This window comes from Ekhidna sp., from assembly GCF_039960695.1.
GTDB lineage: Bacteria > Bacteroidota > Bacteroidia > Cytophagales > Cyclobacteriaceae > Ekhidna.
On the sequence record NZ_JBDVKP010000015.1, the window covers coordinates 1 to 21,958 of the forward strand.

Below are 21,958 nucleotides of genomic sequence, written 5' to 3' on the forward strand. Positions count from 1 at the left end.
TGGCTTGGATCATCGAAGTTTGAATGACTGTAGCGGAAAGCGGGACAAAGGGGCAACTCTGCGAAAGCGCACCAAAGGGAGTCCGAACAGTAGTTTGAAGTATTGCAGTTGCTTCGGCAGTTGCAGTATTAAAAGGGTGAAAATCAATCATGATTCTTCACCCTTTTTGTTTTTTATACCATCTGTAAAAGTCCTGACTTAATAAATCCATCAAATTCTTATCTTTAGGGAAACAATCGCCTAGCCAAATGAAGAAATTTGACGTGTGTGTCATCGGTGGTGGTCCTGCCGGATACGCAGCAGCCATGAGAGCCATTGATTTCGGGAAAAGTGTAGCACTCATAGAAAAAGACAAACTCGGAGGAGCGGGAATCCATCAGGGAGCTTTATGGAGCAAGACCTGGTGGGAAATATCACGTGAAGCACGAATGATCAATCTGCATGGAAATGCACTGAATGTGGGAAGTACCGATTTCAGTTTTGAGAAAGTAAAAGGAGAAGTGTCTGCCGCTGTAGGTGAGCGAGTAAACCTACTCACACATCACATGGAAAATATTAATCTGGGATTCGGTGAAGATTTATTTGAATATATCCATGGTACAGCCAGTGTGAAAGGAAAAAACACAGTGGAGGTATCTGGAAATGGTCAGAATCAGACATTGGAAGCAGATTATATTGTTCTTGCCACAGGCAGTGTACCTAGGAAGCTTCCTCACTTACCCATTGATGAAGAAAACGTGTTTACTTCAGATGGTCTCAGCAATTTGACCAAATTCCCCAAGTCAATTGTAATCGTTGGCGCAGGAGTAATTGGATGTGAGTTTGCCACGATTTTCTCAAATTTTGGGCATACCAAGGTGCATTTAATCGATAAAGGCGATCGAATATTGCCGTTCGAAGACGTAGATGTAGTGAAAGTGATTGAGAAGAACCTTGAGAAAAAAGGTGTTCTTGTTCACAGAAACTCTAAGCTCATCGAAATGAAAGTAGATGAAGGTGAAGTCGTGTATATATTAGAATACAACGATGGAACCAAAGAAAGCTTCAGAGTTGAAAAAGGCCTGATTTCAATCGGGAGAGTACCTCAATACGATCAATTGCTGGATGAAAGCCTTGGAGTAGAAGTTGACAATAGGGGCATTAAGGATGACCTCACTCAAACTTCTGTTTCCAATATTTATGCCGTTGGAGATATTACAGCAGATATTTCCCTGGTCAATGTGGGTGAATTGGAAGGCAGATACGCCATCGAACGAATTTTTGGTAAGCCTGAGCAACCATTGATCTATAAAAACATCTCTACAATTATGTTTCTGGACCCGGAAGTTGCCGGAGTAGGAATGAATGAAATACAAGCACAGCAGGCAGGATTACAGTACAAGACTGTGAGCTTAAACTATGAGACGATCTCAAGAGCAATTGCCATGCGAAACACAGAAGGATTCATCAAAGTACTTGTTACCAATGATGATGAAATGAATATTCTGGGTATGCGTGTAGTAGGAGAGCATGCTTCAAGTGCCATTCAGGCAGTGGCGTTGCTTATTTCTCAAGATAAGAGCATAAAAGAACTGGCGGAGTTGATCCATCCGCATCCATCCATTATCGAAGGAATTCAGGAGTGTGGGAGAATATTAATGGGTAAGCCACTTTTTAAGCCTCGTGTACTCAGAGGTGCGATTAGATGTCAGGTATGGGATGGTAAGAGCTATAAGGATCTAGTGAGCGGCTAGGGTCTTTTTGGTTATTTCTAAATTCATCATGCCAGCCACCTGGTGGTTAGAATCAATGAAATAGCTCTTTTGTTCTTTTCTCCATCTCATGTGCAATAATGCGAGCATCCTCGTCTTGCTCTTTAAGCTTGTCAATAATGTTATGATAGCTTTGAGCATCCCTGTCTTGACTTAGCTTAAAAACATTATCTATTTCCTGCACATCAATTTCAAATGCCACAATTGCATTCATTACCAATTGCTTAAACTTCTTTGGAAGGTTGTCGAAGATTGTGGTTGAAGCCGTGTTGTTTTTTTCAAAGTGTAGAGAAGTTTTTCGAAGCATATCTTCAAGTGCTGCACCTTCAAGAAATCGAATACTACCTCGTGCATGAACACTCATATAATTCCATGTAGACGCCGTATACGGGTCACTATACCATGTGCCACTTACGTAGGTGTGCTTGCCATTGAAAACAACAAGTACATTGCTATTTTGTAAGAATGCCTTATGATGATCAGTATTTTTCATGATATGACCAGTTAACGTTTTGCGGCCATCTTTTTCTTCCATGAAAATAGGCACCTGTGTTGATATGGGTCTATTTTTACTGTCACAGCCCATCAGAAATGCAAATGGATACTGATTGACAAATTCTTTAATGATTTGTTCGTTCGGTTCTTTATGGTAGGGGAGGTCATACATATGTGCTTTGGGTTTAGTTTGAACAACTAATGGTCAGGGACAAAACTTGGGATGTTTTATTGGAAAAAAGTTATCCTATGGCAACTAATGATTTCTTGCAATTCGTTTGCGAATTCTGCTTAGAGATGTTGGCGTGATCCCTATAAATGAAGCAAGATATTTTTGTGGGATTTTTTTTAAATATTCAGGCTTGTCTAACAAATCCAAATATCGCTTCTCTGCTGAATCTTTTTGAAGTGCAGTGAACCTACTGATGAGGTTGAGGATTACATCTTCCCAAAAGTTCCTCATCATCTCCTGCATTTTAGGTTGTTTTTGGTAAAGTTGGTTGAGTTCTTGTTTCGAAAGGTATAGAACTTCACTGTCCTCGATTGCCTGGAGGGAGTATTCAGATGGACTTTCGTTGATGAAACTGTAGATTTCGATGGCTGAAGATTGTTCAAAAGCAAACCAAACAGATATTTCAACCCCATTTTTTAAATAATAAAGACGAAGACAGCCTTTTTGGACGAGCACAAGGTCTTTACAAATATCACCATGTCTAAATAGATAGCTATTTTTCCCAATTGTTTTGTTCCTAAACTTATTCGAAATATGTTCGAACTCATCATCCGTTAGGTTGACATACTGAGATATGAATTTTTTTAGGTAAGTACTCATAAATGCTTAAGAAAGGATATCCTTTCTTACAGTTCCAAGATTCAAACTAGCAAGTCAATTCAGGGATGTTTTGTACGCATTGGCTGCTTCAGATAAAAGTACTGCACATGATCCGAACACACAATTGGCATAAGTGAACTTAGTCTCATATAATGAAGAGGCAAAAGCTGCAAACTTACTTTAATGTAAGCCGATCAGAAGCAGGAAAAGAGAAGATATCTACCGATGTGAATGTTAGAAGCCGCTATTACCCGAAAGTACTTCATGAAGTGCGGGATAGTATCTTCTAAAATACCACGTTAGTATTTGGCAGCCAAAAACTTATAATCGTCTGATTATTAGCTAAATATGTGTAATAAATATTTGCTTTAGCGAATATGTATAAATGTAGAATATTGGGTCTCTTCGCTTAATTTCACATCAATGAAAATTCTCCTCATCACGCTCAGTATCATTTTTATAATTTCTGTAATGGCGCCTTTGTCCAAAAGGGAGCAGTGGTGGATTCGTGGATTTGATTTTCCATACGTTCAGTTTACTGTACTTGGATTTTTTTGTGTGATTGAGTGGAGCCTGATACACCAACCCTATGGGTGGTTAGAAGTGTTTATTTGTGGAATTACCTTCGTTCTATTTATATACAGATTGTCTGTCATCTATCCATATACCAAACTCAAACGTCCATCAATACCCTGGAGCCAAGATGGAAATGAAAAGATCCGAGTGGTTTCAGCTAATGTATTGATGTCCAAAAACAACTATGAAGGATGTATGGATGTAATTGAAACGCATGACCCGGATATACTTTTTCTCGTTGAAGTAGATGCTAAATGGAAAAATGCACTCAATGAAAAATTAGGCAAAACATTTCCGTTTCAAATTCTAAAACCATTGGACAATACGTATGGTATGATACTATATTCTAAATATAAGCTCACCGATTCTTCCATTCAGTTCTTAGTAGAAAAAGATGTGCCCTCCATTCATACTAAAGTAGAGTTGCCGGATGGAGATGTCATCCAATTTTATGGTTTGCATCCGAAACCACCAGCACCTGGAGAAAACGATGTATCAACTCCAAGGGATGCGGAGCTGGTAACGGTAGGTAAGTTGGCACAAAAATCTAAGCAACCTGTTATAGTTGCCGGTGACATGAATGACGTAGCTTGGTCCCATACCACACGACTGTTCATGCGGGTTAGTGGGTTACTTGACCCTCGAATGGGAAGGGGTTTTTTTAATACTTTTCACGCAGGTCGTCCATTGTTGAGATGGCCGCTGGATCACTTTTTCTTTAGTCATCATTTTAGGATAGCTAGATTGGAAAGACTAAAGAATTTTCACTCAGATCATTATCCTATTTTAGTAGATATTACACTAAATCCTTCTGTTCATGCATTGACTTCAAAGGAACATGCTACCCACGAAGATCTGACTGAAGCAAGAGAAAAATTGGATAAAGTTGATGACTGAAAATTAGATACCATTACGTTAATTCTGTTGTAAATTCTTATGTGTAGAAGTTTAATCTTCTGTCTGAATTTCAGTATTTTAACTTTATATAAACTCACCCACAGCTATGATTTCACTTAATTCCACCAGCTTAAGTGATGCATTTCCGTCCTTATCTACCGCATATTCGGTATTACGACTTGGATTTACATTGCTTTTTCTGACTCTTTTCAATCATTCCACTATGTCTCAGGTTCTTGTCAATGAGGTAATCACTGATCCTCAGATTGATTGGAGTACTAATGGCTTTGACGGAACGGATGGTAGTGCTACAATAGACACAAACGACGATTGGATCGAGTTGTATATCAATACAAATGGTATTGACCTCACAGGGTGGACCATTGAAATGAACGACGGGACCGATGCATCTGGCACAATTGCGGCTGGTGGAGCCTTCGTGACGATGAATTATATATCAGGAACAGGAGGCTTATTTACGGACACAGATGCTGGGGATTACATCGTTTTGGGCCAGCCCAATGGCAGCACGATGGATGAGACTGTAACCATCATTTTAAGAGATGATCTATCCGCAATCGTAGATCAGGTAATTATAGCCGCCGGATCAGGGACCATGTTTACTGGAGCAGCAACTGGCATAACTGACGAGTCTGTTTGTAGAATTCCAAATGGCCAGGACACTGACGTTGAAGCAGATGATTTTGTCCTTACCCAGGCAACTCTTGGTACAGACAATTCTCCAATAGGTACAGTCTTGGTAAATGAGGTAATTACAGACCCACAACAAGATTGGCAAGGAGGCGGATTTAGCACCACACCTGGCGTAATAGGAGGCAATACTCAAGGAACAGACGAATGGATTGAATTATATATTGGCACAACGGGTCTCAACCTAACCAAGTGGATAATTGATGTAAATGATGGAGCTTCATTTTCAGGAGATCTTACAAGTAGAGACGTGACGGGCAATGGAGCTTTTCAAGAAATCACCTATTCTGGTTCTGGATCATTCACAAGCACTGTAGCAGGCGACTACCTGGTGCTAGGAAACCCTCAGGGCAGCGAAGCAATGAATAATGAAGTTACCGTAACCCTTACTGATCCCTATGGAACGACTATCGATGTAATTGAAATTGCCAGCGGCTCGGGAACAGGTTTTGATGGGAACGCAAGCGGCTTGGACGATGAATCTGTCTGCCGGATTCCTAATGGCCAGGATACGGATGTAGAAGCAGATGACTTTGTACAAACACGCGCTACGATCGGAGCCAATAATTCTCCTCAAGGAACTGTGTTGATCAACGAGGTGGTTGCGCAGCCTCAGCAAGACTGGAGTGCAAGTGGATTTACAGATGCAGAGCCCGGGGGAACAGCAGGAACAAATGATGAGTGGATAGAGCTATACATAGGAAGCTCAGGATTAAACCTGATCAAATGGATTATTTCAGTGCAAGATGGTACAGATTTCAGTGGAGATTTGACTACTTCGGGTGCATTCACAGTAGTGAATTATGTAGGTGCTGGCAGCTTTAATAATACAGTTGCCGGAGATTACTTAATTCTTGGAAATCCAACAAGCACGGAATCTATCAATAACAATGTATACATCACATTGACTGATCCATATGGAACATTGGTTGATGATGTTGAAATTGGGGATGATGAAGAAGGAGACGGGAATGGAGATGGTGCTCCGGATGGAGTAGATGACGGTGGGTCTACAGATATTTCAGATGAATCGATTTTCCGTGTTCCGCTTGCGGAAGATACAGATAACGACATTGCAGATTTCAGAAAGGGGCTTGCCTCTTTAGGAACGGAAAATGGAATCATATATGTTGACGCTTCTGCACCGGATGATACGGGCTTTGGTCGGTCTGGAGATCCGAAACAACTCATTCAATCTGGAATAAACATTGTGGTTGAAGATGGACGTGTGATTGTAGCCTCTGGAACTTATAGCGAAAATTTAACCATCTCTAATCCACTATCGCTTGAAGGTGCAAATGTAGGCTTAGATGGCAATGATCCAACGCGTGGACCCGAATCCATTATCGAGCCTTCTTCTCAATCCAATGTCCTGGAGATTGATGCTGACAGTGTGACGATCGATGGTTTTCAAATAGGTACAAATAATGCTGATGCAGCTATTTATGCCGATGGCAATTCGTATCTGAATATTCAATTCAATGTGATAAATGCAGATTCTGTAGGTATTGGAGTAGCTACTTCAACAGCAGGATACTTGAACATCACAAGTAATCTTATAACAGCAGCCGATTTCACAACCGGATCTGCGAATCTAACCTCATCACTTACCCTGACCGGACTTACTGGTGATGTGGATGTGAACCTCAGTGATAATGAGCATAGTGGAAGTGCACTAGGCATCTTTATTTTTAATTGCCTGAGCACAAATGTGCTCAGCATCGCTAATGATACCACTACAAGTTCCATTCGTGGAATTTCAGTTTTTAGCTATGATGGAGCCTCTACACGCGCTTCCAGCTCGATTACGGTTGATGGCTTTTCAGTATCCAGTTTTTCAGAACCGGGTGGAGGCATTACTAATTTCCCTGAAACTGGTATCTATTTCTATTCAGATGGATCGAGCGACAATACACACTTGATTACTGCAACAATAAATAACTCCAGCTTTTCTGACGTTGAAAATACCACTTCAGATTATGCGGGAATCATATGTGGTGATTTTTCAAGCACAGACTATACTGAGTATCTGCAAGATATCACCATCACCGAGTGCACGTTTGATAGTAATGAAAATAGAGGTGTATTCGTCAGAGGTCAGAATGCAAGAGCCAACATTGCAAGATCTACTTTCACAAATAATGGACATGATCCCACTGGAACTGGTGGAAATTATGGATGGAATCTGGCTGTACGGAATGATGCAGAAGTTACGGTAACCAATACTTTTTTTACCAGCCCATCTACTCAGACCACTTCAGGAACAGCATTTGAGTTCAGAGGGATGCATTTGCAGACGGGTGGTTCATTGAGTATCACAGATTCAAATTTTGATAATAACAGCAACCCTAGAGGATTATTTGCAACGACTTCCGGTATTGATCTTTCGGGAAATTACTTTGGTACGACAGTCGCTGCAGACATTGACACCTTGGTACAGTCCAACGACTTCACGCCCTATCTGGAAAGTGGCACAGACACTAATCTGGGATTAGCTGGATTTCAGGGTGATTTTGATGCATTGACAGTAGTTTCGGATGAAATTGGAGCGAATCAGACATCCGGAGCTCGATTACAAGAAGGGCATGACTTATTGAATACAGGAGGAACACTAACTATTCTGCAAGATGATTATATCGAAACGCTAACTGTCTCGAAAAACCTGTTCGTAGATCCTGAAGCTTCCACCACCATCGATGATGTCACGCTTAATGGAGGAAATTTAGGCGTACTGGCTGACCTGGAGATCAACAACGTGCTAACGCTTACCAGTGGAAGATTGGATATTGACCTGGACGATGGAGACAAATCTGATGACCCTACTTTGACACTCAATAGTGCCGTGGCGGGTTCATTTGGAAGTAACACACATATTGAAGGAAAAACAGAAACGGCAATAGGAGCTGCTGGTACATATGTATTTCCAACAGGTGATGCTGGTGCCTACAGACCCACAACGCTGACGCCTACCAACGCAACTACTTTTTCTGTAGCGCACATTGCTGAAACAGCCCCAGTGGGAGGAGGGACATTTGGCGATATGGTAGACTTGCATGGAGAAGTAAGCGCTGAGTTAGGTGGCTCTATTGAAAGTACGCTTACCACTAGGTATTGGGAGATTGATGTGGTCACCGGAACACCAGGAAATACCGATGTGACACTCCAAATAAATAGTGGTGATGAAGCCTCTGATGCTTCCACATTAGGTATGCTACGATTTGATGGAACAGATTGGCTAGAAATGACCTATATCAGTTCTGCAGGTACAGATCCTTATACGATAACAGGCAGGACCAATACATTCAGTGAATTTTCCATTTATTCCACAGACGCTGCTGCAAATCCCTTACCTGTAGAGCTGGTTGAGTTTTTGGCCACTCTGGAAGATAGAGACATCAAGTTGTCATGGACTACTTTGTCTGAAGTGAATTCTGACTATTTTCAAATTGAGCATAGTATTGATGGAGTTCTGTTTGAAGCCATTGGAAGTGTGGATTCGCACGGCAATAGTAATGCAAGACACGATTATCAGTTCTTAGATATGAATGTGATTTCGGGCATTCATTATTACAGGCTTAAGATGGTAGATTTTGATGAAGCCTTTGAATATTCTCCAATTGTGCAGGTTGTGCCAGATTTTTCCAACTTCAATGTGATGATTTTCCCCAATCCTGCCAGCGATTTCATTCAAATAGAAGGAATAGAAGTCAGCTACTTAAAGCAGCTGACTTTCTATGATTTGAACGGAAAACTTCATCAAACTTTCATTTCTCCAGACACCTCTCAAATCCATATTTCAGACCTGCCGCATGGCCATTATCTCATGAGGTTAGAAATGATAGACGGAAGTTTTTTTGAGGGAAAAATCGTTAAAAAATAATCCATATGTCATCCCGTGATTTCTGGATAGTAACCTTCATTGATAGCACCAACAGCTAGGTTCACCCATATTATTAGCAATGCTAATATTATGCGAAGCATATAGTGAGGAGAGAGACCCGATAGCTTTTTGAGTAAATTGTATGTAGGAGGAAAGTAGACTGAAGATGCCAGGAGTAGTGCTACGCCAAAAAATGGATCATTTCCCCTTAAGATATTCATAATGCCTAAAGAAAGCACCAGAACGCCAAAGAGCCAGCTGATGATGGTTGCCAATTGATTTTGATTCATGATGATTGAGTTTTAATGTTAAAGTCGTAGTTGTTTATTCTGTTTCAATATTGAGTTTATACCAGTTTATGTTTCGTGTGAAATACATCGTCAACCCAAGTATGAACGTAAGTCCAACACTCCCCATTAAAAGTGCATAATCTGCTAACTGAAGAGTGACAAATAGAAATCCGTAAATCGCTGATATAGTTGTAATTAATAATAATGAAAGCTTGAGTTTTTTGAAAACGCTTAATGAATAGAGAGAAATCATCGCAACTATTGCAATGGTTGATATTCCGTACGCAAGGTTAAAATTTGAATGCTCAGATATAGCCACCAGAAGTACGTAAAAGAGGCAAAGCGCCAAACCCACTAATGCATATTGGAAGGGATGAATTTTACGCTTATTGAGTATCTCCACTAAGAAGAAAATCAAAAAGGTCAATGCGATAGTCATTGCAGCGTACTTCGCTGAACGATAAGATTTTTGATAATCGTCCAATGGCAAAATCAGATTGACTCCAAATGAAGCATCCTGCATTTTTTGCGCATGGCTATTGCCTATCCAGGCTTGTGGAAAATTCCTATTCAGCTGCAATACAGACCAGGAAGCTGTAAATCCATTTTCACTCAATTCACGGTTGTCTGGTAAAAAATTCCCATCGAAAGATGGAGACGGCCACGATGATTCCAGTGAGACACTTGTATTATTCCCCGTTGGGATAAACGACAAATTTTTACTTCCTTGAAGGTCCATGGAAAAATTAAAAGGTGTTTTCTTGTTGAGTTGCTCGCGGACATTAGGAAGCTCGATTGTGATGCCAGCATAAATGAGATCCGGTAGTTTAGAACCAGGTTTGACCTCTAATTCTTTTCCGCCCCAGTTAACGCTGATTTGATTTTTAATTCCTCTAAGATCACTGACACCTATCGTTAGAAATGCCTGATCATACCGTATCTCCTTCAAGTTTTGAGGATCGGGAGCAAGGGATATATTAAAGTCGCCTGAAATATCCAAAATTGATTTGTAAACCACCACTTCATAAATACCTCTTTTTAGTTTTTCCGGAGAGATTACTCCGTCTATGGTCAAGTTATCAGGAAGTACGTGTAGGTATTTAGTGGTTAAGAATTTCTTTTCCTCTGTTTCATATTCATAGATCAATGGAATGGTAAGTATTGGGCCGTTTACTTGCTGCCTATCGGCCCATTTCGAACTCACTTCATTGGCAGTTTGATTGTTGAGTTGTTCTCTCTCTTGTATAATCGATTGGATCATAGAAGCGGGAATAAGTAATAGTAACATCAGAATTGTAACGGTCACCAGTTTTAGGGTGACGGAATTTTTAATGAGATTATTCACTTTTTCTATTGGCGTGTTTTCAGTATTCATATTAATTATTTAAAAGTACTTTGAATTTCAAAGTACGAAGACAAAAAAATTAGTTTAATAGTTGTTCAATGGCTTGAATGTGTTTTTTAAAAGCTTCTTTTCCTTTAGGTGTTGCATGATATTTTGTATTGGGTTTACGATCTAAAAACTCCTTTTTGAAAGTCACATACTCCTTTTTTTCCAGTGACTTTAAATGACTGGCTAAATTCCCATCTGTTACATCCAGCAAATTCTTAAGCGTACTAAAATCCAGAAATTCATTTACCACCAAGGCTGACATGATGCCCAGGCGGATTTTATTTTCAAAGGCCTTATCTAAATCTTTGAGCAGTTCTTTCACGACTTATATTTCAATTGCATGATGATGCCGTAGATGATATGAAGGACACCAAATCCCAGCGACCAAAATAGCAGGCCGTAACCAATGAATTGAATGGCGATCAATCCTAAAATCACCTCTAGTATACCCAGACTTCTGATTTCGTTGAGCGTGTACTTGCTCGCATTGATCAATGCCAGTCCATAGAATACCAGTGTAAGAGGTGCGACGATACCAATGTATCCTTTGGCGAGTAGCATCAGGCAAAGGATGCCTCCGGTAGCTAGAGGAATGAGCAGGTTTATCAGCAATCGCTTGGTCTGTACATCCCAGATTTGCTGTTTCTGTTTCCGAGTCTGTCGGGTTGTAAAATAGACTCCCGTCCCGATTGCCAAAATCAACGTACCAATGGCAATCAGGAGTAGTTGCGTTAAGCTTTCCGTGGTAAGGAAAGCTCTGCGATAGCCTAAATAATTTTGCTCAAAGTAAACCGTTTGATAGGCAAAATAAGCACCAATGAGTGCGGAGACACCAGCTGCAATGCCGGAAAGACCACTTAGCGAGATGAACCGTGAGGATCGATTCATGATGTCTTTGATCTCCTTTAAATCCTCAATGTATTTTTCTTTCATTTAAAAGTACTTTGAAATACAAAGTAAATATACGAAAGATTTTTTTAAAGGTTCAAGTAATCAAAAGCACAATACGGTGTGGAAGTGTTCGTACAACGATATGCGTCTTATCCTATGTTGTTTTTAGTTCTACCTAAAGGTTTTAATTATTTGAGCATCAACCCAATAAACATCATCGTTTTTTATAAAAAACAAGTACTTCCGATCATGAGATAGTGATGGTAATGTTCCTTTGAGTCCCATGTTAACTGGTGTAGACCAGCTACCTTTATTGTCGCGGAAGCTTATATGCATTGGGCCAAAGAGATCGGGCCCGCCAGGGCTGAAAATCACATAACTTTCGTCAGGGGCTACAAACGGATCTTCTATTGAATATTTACTATTGAAAGATGCTTCGAAAAGCTTAGGTTTTTGGAATGCCCCATTCTTGTTTTCCGTGTAATAAATATTTTCTGGGCCTTCTAGGAAATTGCCTCCTTTAAAATATAGTGTTCCGTTGTCAGCAATACTTGGAAACCATTCTCCATCATCAGGAGTATTCACTTCGATGCCTAAAGGTTTTGGATCACCCCATGAATCTCCAGCTCTCTCCATCATCCATAAATTGGGTTCTCTTTTGATGTCATTTTCGTTTGTTGGTTCGATGGAACCATAATATAGCTTCTGACCATCTCTTGTGATAATTGGCACCATCCCGTCTCCGTCTAGCAGAGGCTGTGGTTTTGACCAAATTTCACCCTCCATCTTTGTGACCATTATGGTAAAAGCCTCAAATCTTCCCCCCAATATTGTGAAGTAAAATTCTTTTCCTCCCGGATGAAAAAAGGCCGAAACTTCCGAATACTCATTTGTTGAAATAAAACCTGGAGCAAATACCTTAGGTGTAAGGCCAGGTGCTTCCTGGCCCATATATTCACCTTTCAAGACGATAATTTGATCTTGAGCCTTTGTGTGTAATGTAATTGCAAAAAGAATTAAGGCAACAAAATGTTTTTTATTCATAATTGTAGGAGAAGATAACGATAAGTCAGCATTGGCTGCTCAATTCTTATCGTCTTTGAATCCGTTGTACCAGTGGCTGCCATCGCAAAATGGCTTGTTTTTAGAACCGCCGCATCTACACATGGTGAAATGTTCCTCCGACGCACCTTCGCCTTGTTTTGTGTTCATTAGCTCAGGGCCGCCTGAAACCACATAAGGACCATTCGGAGCAATGAAAATGGAAGGTGACCCATCACCGCTATGACCTTTGGTGTTCTCAATCGTATAGCTCAGTGCTCCAGATGGGCATTTTTTTATGGTGGAGATGATCTCCTCAGTTGTAGCTGAATCCGGGTGAATCCAGGGCTCTTCTTTTAGATGAAAAACTGAAGCCAACCCATCGGTACATCGACCGGCATGAGCGCAGATGCCTCGGTTGTCATGAATGGTGATCTTTTTGCCTCCGTAGTGATCCAGCTGATCTTCTACTCTTCCTTCCAATTTAGCCGAAGAAAATCCATTGGTTTTATGAGTTCCATCACAAAAAGGTTTGTTATTAGATCCACCACAGCGACAAAGAGCCATGCTTTCCTTGGGAGCTATGGGTCCGTTCTGGTTAGCGAAATTTATGAGGCCTTTGACAAGATATGGCCCATTTTCCGTGGGTGTTATTTCCGGTTTGTTTGGTGAACTCATAGAGATTGTCTTTTTCTAAAGATAGCTCGTTAAAATGGAGAATACACGGAAAGAGCTGAGTAATGGATCGATCAAATACGTACATAAAGTCAAAATAACGGTAAAGACTGATTCCAAACTGCTATTATTTGTAGTTGTAAGAAAGGCTTATTTAATCTATGTGAGTGAAGACTTGAGTGTGCACCTCTAACCGTAGAAAGAGTACGTTCTCCATTCATATAATTGGTAAATACCCAAGCTGTTTTTTTAATGATGTCTAGTTTATTCCATCCGCAAGGCTTCGGATGGATTGATATTCGAGATTTTCAGTGATTGAATACTTATCGATACGAATGTGACCACTATTACGGCAAATCCAGAAAGGATAAAAACAACAGGGCTCAAATCAACTTTGTAAGCAAAACTTTCTAGCCAATCCTGGAGAAGCCACCAGGCAATAGGAGAGGCAAGGAGCGTTGCCACACCGATCAATAGAATGAATTTCCTGGCTACTAATAAAATGATGTTCAACGAGGATGAGCCAAGTACTTTTCGGATGCCCATTTCCTTAAAACGCTTCTGAATTACCAACCGAGTCAATGCCAGCAATCCCAGCCATGCGATGAATAAGGAGAAGCCTGCCGCGTAGTTGATAATAGCGCTATATCTCTTTTCTTCTTTATATTTTTCATTCAAAATGTCATCGACATACTTCATCTCAAATGGCAAAGCACCCATTGTCTCTTTCCAGGTAGTTTCTATAAAGTCTGCGGTTTCAGCAGCGTTTCCAGGTGCTACTTTTATCATGACTGTAAAGTACTGAGGTGGCCATACATACGATGATATGCCTGTCAACCCTTCGCGCATGTAATCAACTTCGGTTGCCATTATCAATGGTGACACTTCATTGTGGAGGGAATTGAAGTTGAAGTCTTTTACTACGCCAATGATTTCATGACTCCTCTCGAAATTTTTCCCTGGGATTTGCTGTCCCAGCGGATTTTCCCACCCCATTTCTTTTACCATTGACTCATTTATAATTATCGCTTTTCCAGTGTCGTCTTCTCTAAAATCTCTTCCAGCGATGAGCTCAATACCCATCGTATTTACGTAATCAGGAGATACTAAATTGAAGTTGGCACTAAACTTAGAATCATCTTCCTGATCAAACCTGAAAATGGTCCATTGCACAGACATGGTGGTCATGGTAGCCGCAGTATTCAGGATGTCCGGATGATTTCTGAGTTTGGTTTTGAATAACTCATAAGCTTTTTTAGCACCAGTCTCATCCAAATTACCCGGAAGTTCCACTTCCACTAGCTGATCTTTTTCAAATCCCAGTGACTTATTACTCACATAATTCATTTGATTTTTAAAGGCAATGGTGCCGATAATCAGCCCTACACAAAAGGTAAATTGAACGACCACCATGAGGTTTTTTGTGAAGCTACTGCCCCCAAGAGATAGTGTGCCTTTGAGCGCGCTTGTTGTTTTTAAACGTAAAATTACACTTGAGGAAATCGCACTTGATATAACTGAAATAATCCCAATAAGAAGAAAAATGAAACCAACAAGTTCTGAGCTCAATTGAAACTTAAGTGTAGCATTTGCCAGATTGTTAAATACAGGAATAAACTGATGTGTTGAAATAAGTGCCAAAAGACCAGCCATCATTGCTAAAATGAAAACCTCTAAAAGGAGCTGAGCAGATAATTGCCGTTTAAAAGCACCCATGGTTTTTCTAATTCCAAACTCTTTAATTCTATTCAAAGACTGGCTACTGGTAAGCATGATGAAGTTGAGCACTGCGATGACTAATACCAGCAAGCAAAGACCTATGAGTATGTAAACATAGTCTGGGTTGTAGGTTTTGGCTTCGCCTTCTTGGGGAAACCTATTGCTCCACCAGTAAAGCGTACTTATTGGCTGAAGTCTTACAAATGTCTTTTCGGGCTCATCTTCAGTTTGAGCAAACCGCTCATACGATTCTGTAAGAAGCTCCTCCATAGCTTTCACGTTTTCACTTGGGTCAAGTTTGATATACGTTTCCATAAAGGAGACTTCATATCCGGTGAGAAATGAAGGACTCGGTACCAGATTTTTCAGGTGATCAATATGGACGACCATATCAAACGGAATACTATTGAGTTCTTCAATGGGATCAGCCACAGCGGATACGATGAAAGTAAATGGGTCATTTCCCACCACAAGTTCCAATTCCTTCCCAACCGGATCAGCCAGTCCGAAGTACTTCTCTACCATCGCTGGACTGATGACTACTTGCGAAATGTTCTCAAGTGGCTGAGTGAAATTTCCTTCAAGGACAGGGAAAGAAAACATTCGAAAGAAGTCTGGATCTACCAGCATGATTTTTTCTGAAAATGTCTCACTTCCTTTTTTTACATAACCAGATCCAGAGATAAGCCGCGAAATGTATTGAATAGACGGGATCTCGTTACGTAGATCAGAAGCCAGCTGATTTCCTTCGGTGTTGTTGCGGCTAATCAATTCATTGGTTTCTCGATTTCTATTCTCTTTCGTAAATCGAAAAATAGATTGGTGTTCAGCGTGAAATGAGTCATGCTGGATGGCGTTTTGTACATAGAAGAAAACAAGCAAACCGAACATGATGCTCAATGCCAGTCCCAAGACATTGATCAATGAGTAAAACTTGTATTTGCGCATGTTGCGCAGTGCTAATAGTAAATTGATTCGTAACATAGCCCTGTTAATTAGTTGTGTTTTTGAGTTTCGTAGGAGTATCCCTGGTCGGAAGAATCTAAGCGCATTCCATAGCAATCGTCTTCCTGCCCTACTTTTTGAAAGACGTTCCTTATCATTCAGGTACTGCTCCCATACATCCCCGATCACACTTTCGGCAAGTTGTGGCGGGCAGTAAAGGTTAATAAGTTTGATGATCCATTTTGGAGGTTCCATTTAGATAGTAGAGAATTTCAGATCAGGAATGAATGACCATAATTGCTGCCGTTGCTCTTTTAGCGATTGCAGCATTTGCATACCAACATTAGTTACAGTAAAAATTCGTTTTCTCCGCCCGCCTCGCATATTGGAAGCTCCACCCATTTCAGAGGTTACAAAGCCCTTATCTTCCATGCGATAGAGTGTAACGTGCACCGCACTAAGGTTTACCTCTCTTCCAATCTTTTCACTGATCTCGTCAACAATGGCATTACCATAGGCATTTTCCGCAAGCATGGCCACCATGGTGAGTACCAGTTCTTCAAATTCTCCCAGATATTCTTTCTTCATTTCTATACATTTTGTCAAAGTTATACGCATTTGTATATACTTTGTTATAGTAATAAAATAATTATTGATGATTAGTCATTGGATGTACCCATTAAAATCCTTAATTCAATCGTTACAAACGTCCATTTCTCCCATCAAATCACTACTTTTGCGCTTGAAAATTTTAATCGCAATTCATAAATAAAATAGATCATGAAAGTAACCGTAGTGGGCGCAGGAGCCGTAGGTGCTAGTTGTGCCGAATACATCGCAATCAAAGATTTTGCAGCTGAAGTTGTACTCATAGATATCAAAGAAGGTTTTGCTGAAGGTAAAGCCATGGATTTGATGCAAACAGCATCATTGAACGGATTTGATACCAAAATCACTGGTACCACGAATGATTACTCAAAGACAGCCAATAGTGATGTTGCGGTTATTACTTCAGGTATTCCTCGTAAGCCAGGAATGACTCGCGAAGAGTTGATTTCAACAAACGCTGGAATCGTTAAGTCTGTGGCTGAGAACTTAATCAAGCATTCTCCTAATGTGATCATCATTGTGGTATCAAACCCAATGGATACCATGACTTATTTGGCACACAAAGCTCTTGGACTCCCTAAGCACCGAATCATCGGTATGGGCGGAGCGTTGGATTCTGCACGATTCAAGTACAGACTTTCTGAAGCACTCGATTGCCCGGCATCTGATGTAGACGGAATGGTCATTGGAGGTCACAGCGATACCGGCATGATTCCATTGACTCGACTAGCTACTAGAAACAGTGTGCCGGTCTCTAAATTCTTGAGTGAAGACAAGCTTAACTACGTATTGGAAGAAACGAAGGTGGGAGGAGCCACTCTTACCAAATTACTAGGAACATCTGCGTGGTATGCACCAGGCGCCGCAGTTTCGGCTATGGTTCAGGCGATTGCTTGTGATACGAAGAAAATGTTTCCGTGCTCATGTATGCTTGAAGGTGAATACGGGTTGAACGACCTAGCTATTGGAGTACCAGCGATCATTGGCAAAAATGGAGTGGAGCAGATCGTTGAGATCGAACTAGATGGTGCAGAGAAAGCTAAATTAGAGGAAAGTGCAGCTGCTGTTAGCAAAACCAATGGTGTGCTTTCTGAGATGAACATTATTTAAATTCCATATTTAAATGTGGTAACGAAAAGAAAAACGTTACGTCATATTCGTGCTTCTCACGCAGAAATGACGCTATACCGTTTTTCTTTTCAGTTTTAGGACAAAATTCAAATGCAACACTTACAAGAACATATCAGTAAAAGCGACCTGATTAGTCGGGATTTGAGCTGGCTGCAGTTCAACAAACGTGTGCTTGATCAGGCCAGGAAGGAAAAGCGAAACTTGTTCGAGAAGCTCAAGTTTTTGGCCATCACTTCGAGCAATGCAGATGAGTTTAACATGATTCGTGTCGGCAGTTTGTACAACTACCTGGACTATGGAAATGATCGGATAGATTATTCCGGCCTTCAAGTCATTCCTTTTAAAAATGAGCTGCTTTCTGGACTAAAGGAATTTGGGAAACAGCAAAATCAACTTTTTTTAGATCTGAAACCTGCCTTTAAAGAGCATCACTTCGAGATCAAAGGATATGACGAGCTAGACGAAAAACAGCAAAAGTCAGCAAGTAAGCATTTTGAGAAGACGGTTTTTCCGATGCTCACACCTATGGTTTTTGATCCTTACCATTCGTTTCCTATTCTGATGAACAACATCCTGATCTTCGGTGTGGTTACCAAAACTGCAAAATCGAAGGAAAAGAAGAAGATGTCCTTCATTCAGCTACCACAGAACCTTCCTCGATTCTATGAAATCATTGAAAAAGAGAAGGTCATCTTTGTGCCAATAGAAAAGATCGTTCAGCAGCACTTTGATCGGGTCTTTAAGAATGTGGATATCATCTCAAGTTCACTTTTCAGAGTGACTCGAAATGGAGATTTTACTTTGGAAGAATCTGAAGATATAGAAGCTAACTTCCTGGAGGAGATGAAGAAAAAACTCAAAACCCGTAAGACTGGAAGGGTAGTGAGAATGGAAGTTGCAGAAGGTTCCGATCCTTGGCTGATCAAGCATTTAAAGAAGAGGTATGAGATCGGAAATGAAAATGTAATCATTTCACCAGAAGGTTCATTGGTTGATTATACCTGCTTGTGGCAGATTGTGAATCACGAAGAATTCAACTCCTTTAAGCCAACCAGACCCAAGCCTGTGCCACCGGTAAGTATGTCTGACGTTGAGCATCAGGATATGTTTAAGATTCTTAAGGATAGAGATATTCTTTTGCATCATCCTTACAATACTATTGAGCCTCTTTTGGATCTGCTGGAACAAGCGGCAGATGATCCACACGTCCTATCAATTAAGCTTACCATTTACAGGTTGGCCAAAGACAGTAGGGTCGTAGAGGCCTTACTTAAGGCGGCTGAGAATGGAAAACACGTTTCTGTATTGTTTGAGGTAAAAGCGCGCTTCGATGAGGAAAACAATATGAAGCAAGCGCAAAAGCTTCAAAAAGCTGGCTGCTTTGTGATCTATGGTGTTGGTTCTTTAAAAACACATACCAAACTTTTACTTATCGTTCGCAAGGAAAAAGAAAAGGTAACACGATTTGTACACATGAGTAGCGGAAACTACAATGAGGCTACATCTAAGTTGTACACGGACATGAGTTTACTCACATCAGATGAGTCATATGCAAATGACGTTCAGGAATTCTTCAATGTAATCACCGGTCATTCCATGCCGGAAGATTACGATAACCTGATCACAGCACCAACACGTATGCGACGTGATCTCATTGCTTTAATTAATAACGAGCGTGAAAATGCAGTTGCAGGAAAATCAAGCGGAATATTAATCAAGCTCAATTCACTCCAGGATAAGGACGCCATTTATGCCTTGTATGAAGCATCTAAGGCTGGTGTACCCATCAAACTCATCGTGCGAGGCATATGCAGTCTACGCCCTGGAAGAGAAGGGTTAAGTGAAAACATTACGGTACGTTCAATTGTAGGAGAGTACCTGGAGCACTCACGAATATTCTATTTCCATAACGCAGGAGAACCTAAAGTTTATTGTGGAAGTGCAGATATGATGGTTCGCTCGTTTGATAGGAGATTGGAATCTCTTTTCATCATCAGCGATCCGTTATTGAAACAACAGGCAATTAACATTTTAGTGTATAATCTCAAGGATAATGTGAATACTTATGAGATGAAAGAGGATGGATCGTATGTTCATCTGGAGCCAAATGGTCACTCAACTTTCGACATCCATCAGGAATTTTATAAAGTGAAGCGAGAGATAATCATGAAAGCTAAATTGTTCGAATAAAAAAGACCCACCTTTCGGCGGGCCTACTTCACTAACCAACACTACTATTTTCTAACTTTGGATAATCTGTGTACCCTTTTTCCCCTGGTGTATAAAACGTGTCAAAATCAGGATCACTCAAATCTGTCCCTTCCTTCATTCGCTCAACTAAATCGGGATTTGAAATAAATGGCCGACCAAATGCCACTAGGTGACCTAAACGTTCATTTAAGTCAGCTTCTGCTTTAGTACGATCATAACCACCCGAGATGATAATTGTTTGGCCAAATGCATCCCTTATTCCTTCTTTCAAGGCACGTGGTACTTCGGGTGTTCCCATGGCCGAGTGATCCACAAGGTGGACATAAGCCAAGTCAAGTTGTCCTAATTTTTCAGCCAGGAATAGAAAGGTTTCATCTTGCCCATCAAATGGATTGATATCATTGAATGCCCCTCCGGGAGAAAGCCTTATACCTACCCGATCAGGGCCGATGGCATTTGCAGTTTGAGATGCGACATCAAGCGCAAACTTTACTCGTCCTTCAATAGTAGCACCATATTCATCCGTCCGTCTGTTACTATCTGGATTAATAAACTGCTCGATAAGGTAGCCATTAGCACCGTGAATCTCCACTCCGTCAAATCCTGCTTCAACCGCATTCTTTGCGGCCTGAACAAACTCTTCGATGGCTTGCTCTATGTCGGTTTTGGTCATCTCTTTTGGTGTAGGAAGATCTTTCGGTCCCTCCTGATCAGTGTACATCTTTGTTGTAGCTGCCGCAATAGCTGAGGGAGCCAATACATCAGTTCCCTCAGGCATATTCAAGGGGTGAGATACCCGTCCGGTGTGCATCAATTGCATGAAGATTCTTCCATTTTCATCGTGTACGGCTTTTGCAACTGGCTTCCAGGCATCTACTTGCTCTTTGTTGTAGATGCCTGGGATTCGTGGGTATCCTGCTCCATTTGGAGAAGGAGCGGTTCCTTCGGTTATAATCAATCCAGCGCCGGCTCTTTGCCTATAATATTCTACCATGATTGGTGTTGGGACATGCTGAGCATCTGCTCTGCTTCTGGTCATAGGAGCCATCACTGCCTTGTTGGCAAGTGTTACTGATCCTAATTTGTATGCTTCGAATAAGGTTGAACTCATTTGGTTTAATTTTAAAGTATTTACATTAAATGTATATACATACATATAATGAACTTGGTTCCCATTGTTTGAGTAAAACTTAAAATTATTTTGAACGCGCGATCATCCGCTCAATGAAGCGCTGATTGCCAGGATCATTAAAGGTGATGAATCTGTCTCGTGATCGAAGTGTTAAAATCCTATCAAACTCAATCGATAGACTGTTATAAGGCATAATCCATGAGTAGGCTTGCAGTTTATGCCGGAAGTGTAAAATGATGCCTTTTGGGCGCAACTCTATGTTTGCTGAGGAGATGTAGTGATCAGCATTCATGTACTCTTTGTACTCTTCGCTGATTCCATGAATGGTCATGCGTTTAGAACCAATACCGCCCATTTTCCATCGCTCTTTCCATGAATAAGGCAGGCCTAAGGCATTATCAATTTTTCGAGTTGTTTCTCTATCTGAATAAGAAGTGTCGAATATCATCTATTTGTTAAATGCCACCTCTGGTATTTCATTCCAGATGGCATTGCGTTGTTCTTTCACTTGCTCCAACACTTTTTGTCCTGACTTTGTTACCCGAAAGAGATGCTTTCTCCTTCCCCCACGCTCGGAAGTAGCTCCATCGTAGCGAGAATCAACATATCCTTTGGATTGCAGACGGGCAAGCGCAGCATGAACAGTGCTTATAGTAATGGATCGATTACACCTTCCTTTGATTTCTTTCATGACCGCTACACCATAAGCTTCATCATAAAGTACAGCTACAGTAAGCATTATTAATTCTTCGAGTTCGCCAAGGTTAGTTCCCTTCATT

21 protein-coding genes are annotated in these 21,958 nt (G+C 40.8%); 7 read left to right on the top strand and 14 right to left on the bottom strand.

The genetic code is table 11. The annotated features are described in order from the left end of the window. Positions 1 to 248 precede the first annotated feature (248 nt). The gene (locus ABJG98_RS09545) at positions 249 to 1,733 is read left to right on the top strand and encodes an NAD(P)/FAD-dependent oxidoreductase (protein ID WP_348279280.1); all 1,485 of its coding nucleotides are present in this window, start codon (positions 249 to 251) and stop codon (positions 1,731 to 1,733) included. 52 nt (positions 1,734 to 1,785) lie between these two features. On the opposite strand, the gene ABJG98_RS09550 is transcribed toward ABJG98_RS09545, so the two are convergent. Both ABJG98_RS09550 and ABJG98_RS09555 read right to left on the bottom strand, forming a co-directional pair. After that, positions 1,786 to 2,418, bottom strand: coding sequence for an FMN-binding negative transcriptional regulator (locus tag ABJG98_RS09550; protein ID WP_348279281.1), 633 nt, complete (start codon positions 2,416 to 2,418; stop codon positions 1,786 to 1,788). An 84-nt stretch (positions 2,419 to 2,502) separates the two neighbouring features. Beyond that, positions 2,503 to 3,078 (bottom strand): Crp/Fnr family transcriptional regulator, encoded by a 576-nt coding sequence (locus ABJG98_RS09555; RefSeq protein WP_348279282.1) that lies wholly within the window; start codon positions 3,076 to 3,078, stop codon positions 2,503 to 2,505. A 152-nt stretch (positions 3,079 to 3,230) separates the two neighbouring features. On the opposite strand from ABJG98_RS09555, the gene ABJG98_RS09560 reads away from it, so the two are divergent. Then, positions 3,231 to 3,368, top strand: a complete 138-nt coding sequence (locus tag ABJG98_RS09560) for a hypothetical protein (protein WP_348279283.1) — start codon at positions 3,231 to 3,233, stop codon at positions 3,366 to 3,368. A gap of 133 nt (positions 3,369 to 3,501) precedes the next feature. Then, on the top strand, positions 3,502 to 4,551 hold the full coding sequence (locus ABJG98_RS09565; protein ID WP_348279284.1) for an endonuclease/exonuclease/phosphatase family protein: 1,050 nt from the start codon (positions 3,502 to 3,504) through the stop codon (positions 4,549 to 4,551). Between the two features lie 84 nt (positions 4,552 to 4,635). Here ABJG98_RS09565 and ABJG98_RS09570 read toward each other — a convergent pair whose 3' ends face one another. Continuing rightward, complete coding sequence (locus ABJG98_RS09570; RefSeq protein WP_348279285.1) at positions 4,636 to 4,764, bottom strand: hypothetical protein; 129 nt, start codon at positions 4,762 to 4,764, stop codon at positions 4,636 to 4,638. 10 nt (positions 4,765 to 4,774) lie between these two features. Between ABJG98_RS09570 and ABJG98_RS09575 the strand changes: the two genes are divergently transcribed. Next, a complete protein-coding gene (locus tag ABJG98_RS09575; RefSeq protein WP_348279286.1) occupies positions 4,775 to 9,142 on the top strand; it encodes a T9SS type A sorting domain-containing protein in 4,368 nt (1,455 codons plus the stop codon). An 8-nt stretch (positions 9,143 to 9,150) separates the two neighbouring features. On the opposite strand, the gene ABJG98_RS09580 is transcribed toward ABJG98_RS09575, so the two are convergent. The 6 genes from ABJG98_RS09580 to ABJG98_RS09605 form a co-directional block, all read right to left on the bottom strand. Beyond that, positions 9,151 to 9,432: a hypothetical protein gene (locus ABJG98_RS09580; protein ID WP_348279287.1), complete on the bottom strand. Its 282-nt coding sequence runs from the start codon at positions 9,430 to 9,432 to the stop codon at positions 9,151 to 9,153. 34 nt (positions 9,433 to 9,466) lie between these two features. Continuing rightward, complete coding sequence (gene creD / locus ABJG98_RS09585) at positions 9,467 to 10,807, bottom strand: cell envelope integrity protein CreD (RefSeq protein WP_348279288.1); 1,341 nt, start codon at positions 10,805 to 10,807, stop codon at positions 9,467 to 9,469. A 49-nt stretch (positions 10,808 to 10,856) separates the two neighbouring features. Next, positions 10,857 to 11,147 (bottom strand): transcriptional regulator, encoded by a 291-nt coding sequence (locus ABJG98_RS09590; protein WP_348279289.1) that lies wholly within the window; start codon positions 11,145 to 11,147, stop codon positions 10,857 to 10,859. Then, positions 11,144 to 11,758 carry a hypothetical protein gene (locus ABJG98_RS09595; protein ID WP_348279290.1) on the bottom strand — a complete coding sequence of 205 codons (615 nt, stop codon included), beginning with the start codon at positions 11,756 to 11,758 and terminating at the stop codon, positions 11,144 to 11,146. The genes ABJG98_RS09590 and ABJG98_RS09595 overlap by 4 nt, the downstream gene beginning before the upstream one ends. A 129-nt stretch (positions 11,759 to 11,887) precedes the next feature. Further along, positions 11,888 to 12,760 carry a hypothetical protein gene (locus ABJG98_RS09600; protein WP_348279291.1) on the bottom strand — a complete coding sequence of 291 codons (873 nt, stop codon included), beginning with the start codon at positions 12,758 to 12,760 and terminating at the stop codon, positions 11,888 to 11,890. Between the two features lie 39 nt (positions 12,761 to 12,799). Then, on the bottom strand, positions 12,800 to 13,435 hold the full coding sequence (locus ABJG98_RS09605) for a CDGSH iron-sulfur domain-containing protein (RefSeq protein ID WP_348279292.1): 636 nt from the start codon (positions 13,433 to 13,435) through the stop codon (positions 12,800 to 12,802). Positions 13,436 to 13,469: 34 nt separating this feature from the next. Here ABJG98_RS09605 and ABJG98_RS09610 point away from each other — a divergent pair, with 34 nt between their 5' ends. Continuing rightward, positions 13,470 to 13,625: a hypothetical protein gene (locus ABJG98_RS09610; protein ID WP_348279293.1), complete on the top strand. Its 156-nt coding sequence runs from the start codon at positions 13,470 to 13,472 to the stop codon at positions 13,623 to 13,625. Positions 13,626 to 13,696: 71 nt separating this feature from the next. Here ABJG98_RS09610 and ABJG98_RS09615 read toward each other — a convergent pair whose 3' ends face one another. Both ABJG98_RS09615 and ABJG98_RS09620 read right to left on the bottom strand, forming a co-directional pair. Continuing rightward, positions 13,697 to 16,351, bottom strand: coding sequence for an ABC transporter permease (locus ABJG98_RS09615; RefSeq protein WP_348279294.1), 2,655 nt, complete (start codon positions 16,349 to 16,351; stop codon positions 13,697 to 13,699). Beyond that, positions 16,352 to 16,684: a PadR family transcriptional regulator gene (locus tag ABJG98_RS09620; protein ID WP_348279295.1), complete on the bottom strand. Its 333-nt coding sequence runs from the start codon at positions 16,682 to 16,684 to the stop codon at positions 16,352 to 16,354. A gap of 192 nt (positions 16,685 to 16,876) precedes the next feature. Here ABJG98_RS09620 and mdh point away from each other — a divergent pair, with 192 nt between their 5' ends. Then, a complete protein-coding gene (gene mdh / locus ABJG98_RS09625; RefSeq protein ID WP_348279296.1) occupies positions 16,877 to 17,815 on the top strand; it encodes a malate dehydrogenase in 939 nt (312 codons plus the stop codon). A gap of 111 nt (positions 17,816 to 17,926) precedes the next feature. After that, entirely contained in the window at positions 17,927 to 20,026 is a 2,100-nt protein-coding gene (gene ppk1, locus ABJG98_RS09630; RefSeq protein WP_348279297.1) for a polyphosphate kinase 1, read from the top strand. A 31-nt stretch (positions 20,027 to 20,057) separates the two neighbouring features. Here ppk1 and ABJG98_RS09635 read toward each other — a convergent pair whose 3' ends face one another. The 3 genes from ABJG98_RS09635 to ABJG98_RS09645 form a co-directional block, all read right to left on the bottom strand. After that, positions 20,058 to 21,158, bottom strand: coding sequence for an alkene reductase (locus ABJG98_RS09635; RefSeq protein ID WP_348279298.1), 1,101 nt, complete (start codon positions 21,156 to 21,158; stop codon positions 20,058 to 20,060). A gap of 85 nt (positions 21,159 to 21,243) precedes the next feature. Then, positions 21,244 to 21,627, bottom strand: a complete 384-nt coding sequence (locus ABJG98_RS09640) for a hypothetical protein (RefSeq protein ID WP_348279299.1) — start codon at positions 21,625 to 21,627, stop codon at positions 21,244 to 21,246. Further along, a complete protein-coding gene (locus ABJG98_RS09645) occupies positions 21,628 to 21,957 on the bottom strand; it encodes a PadR family transcriptional regulator (protein WP_348279300.1) in 330 nt (109 codons plus the stop codon). Between the last annotated feature and the right edge of the window lies 1 nt (position 21,958).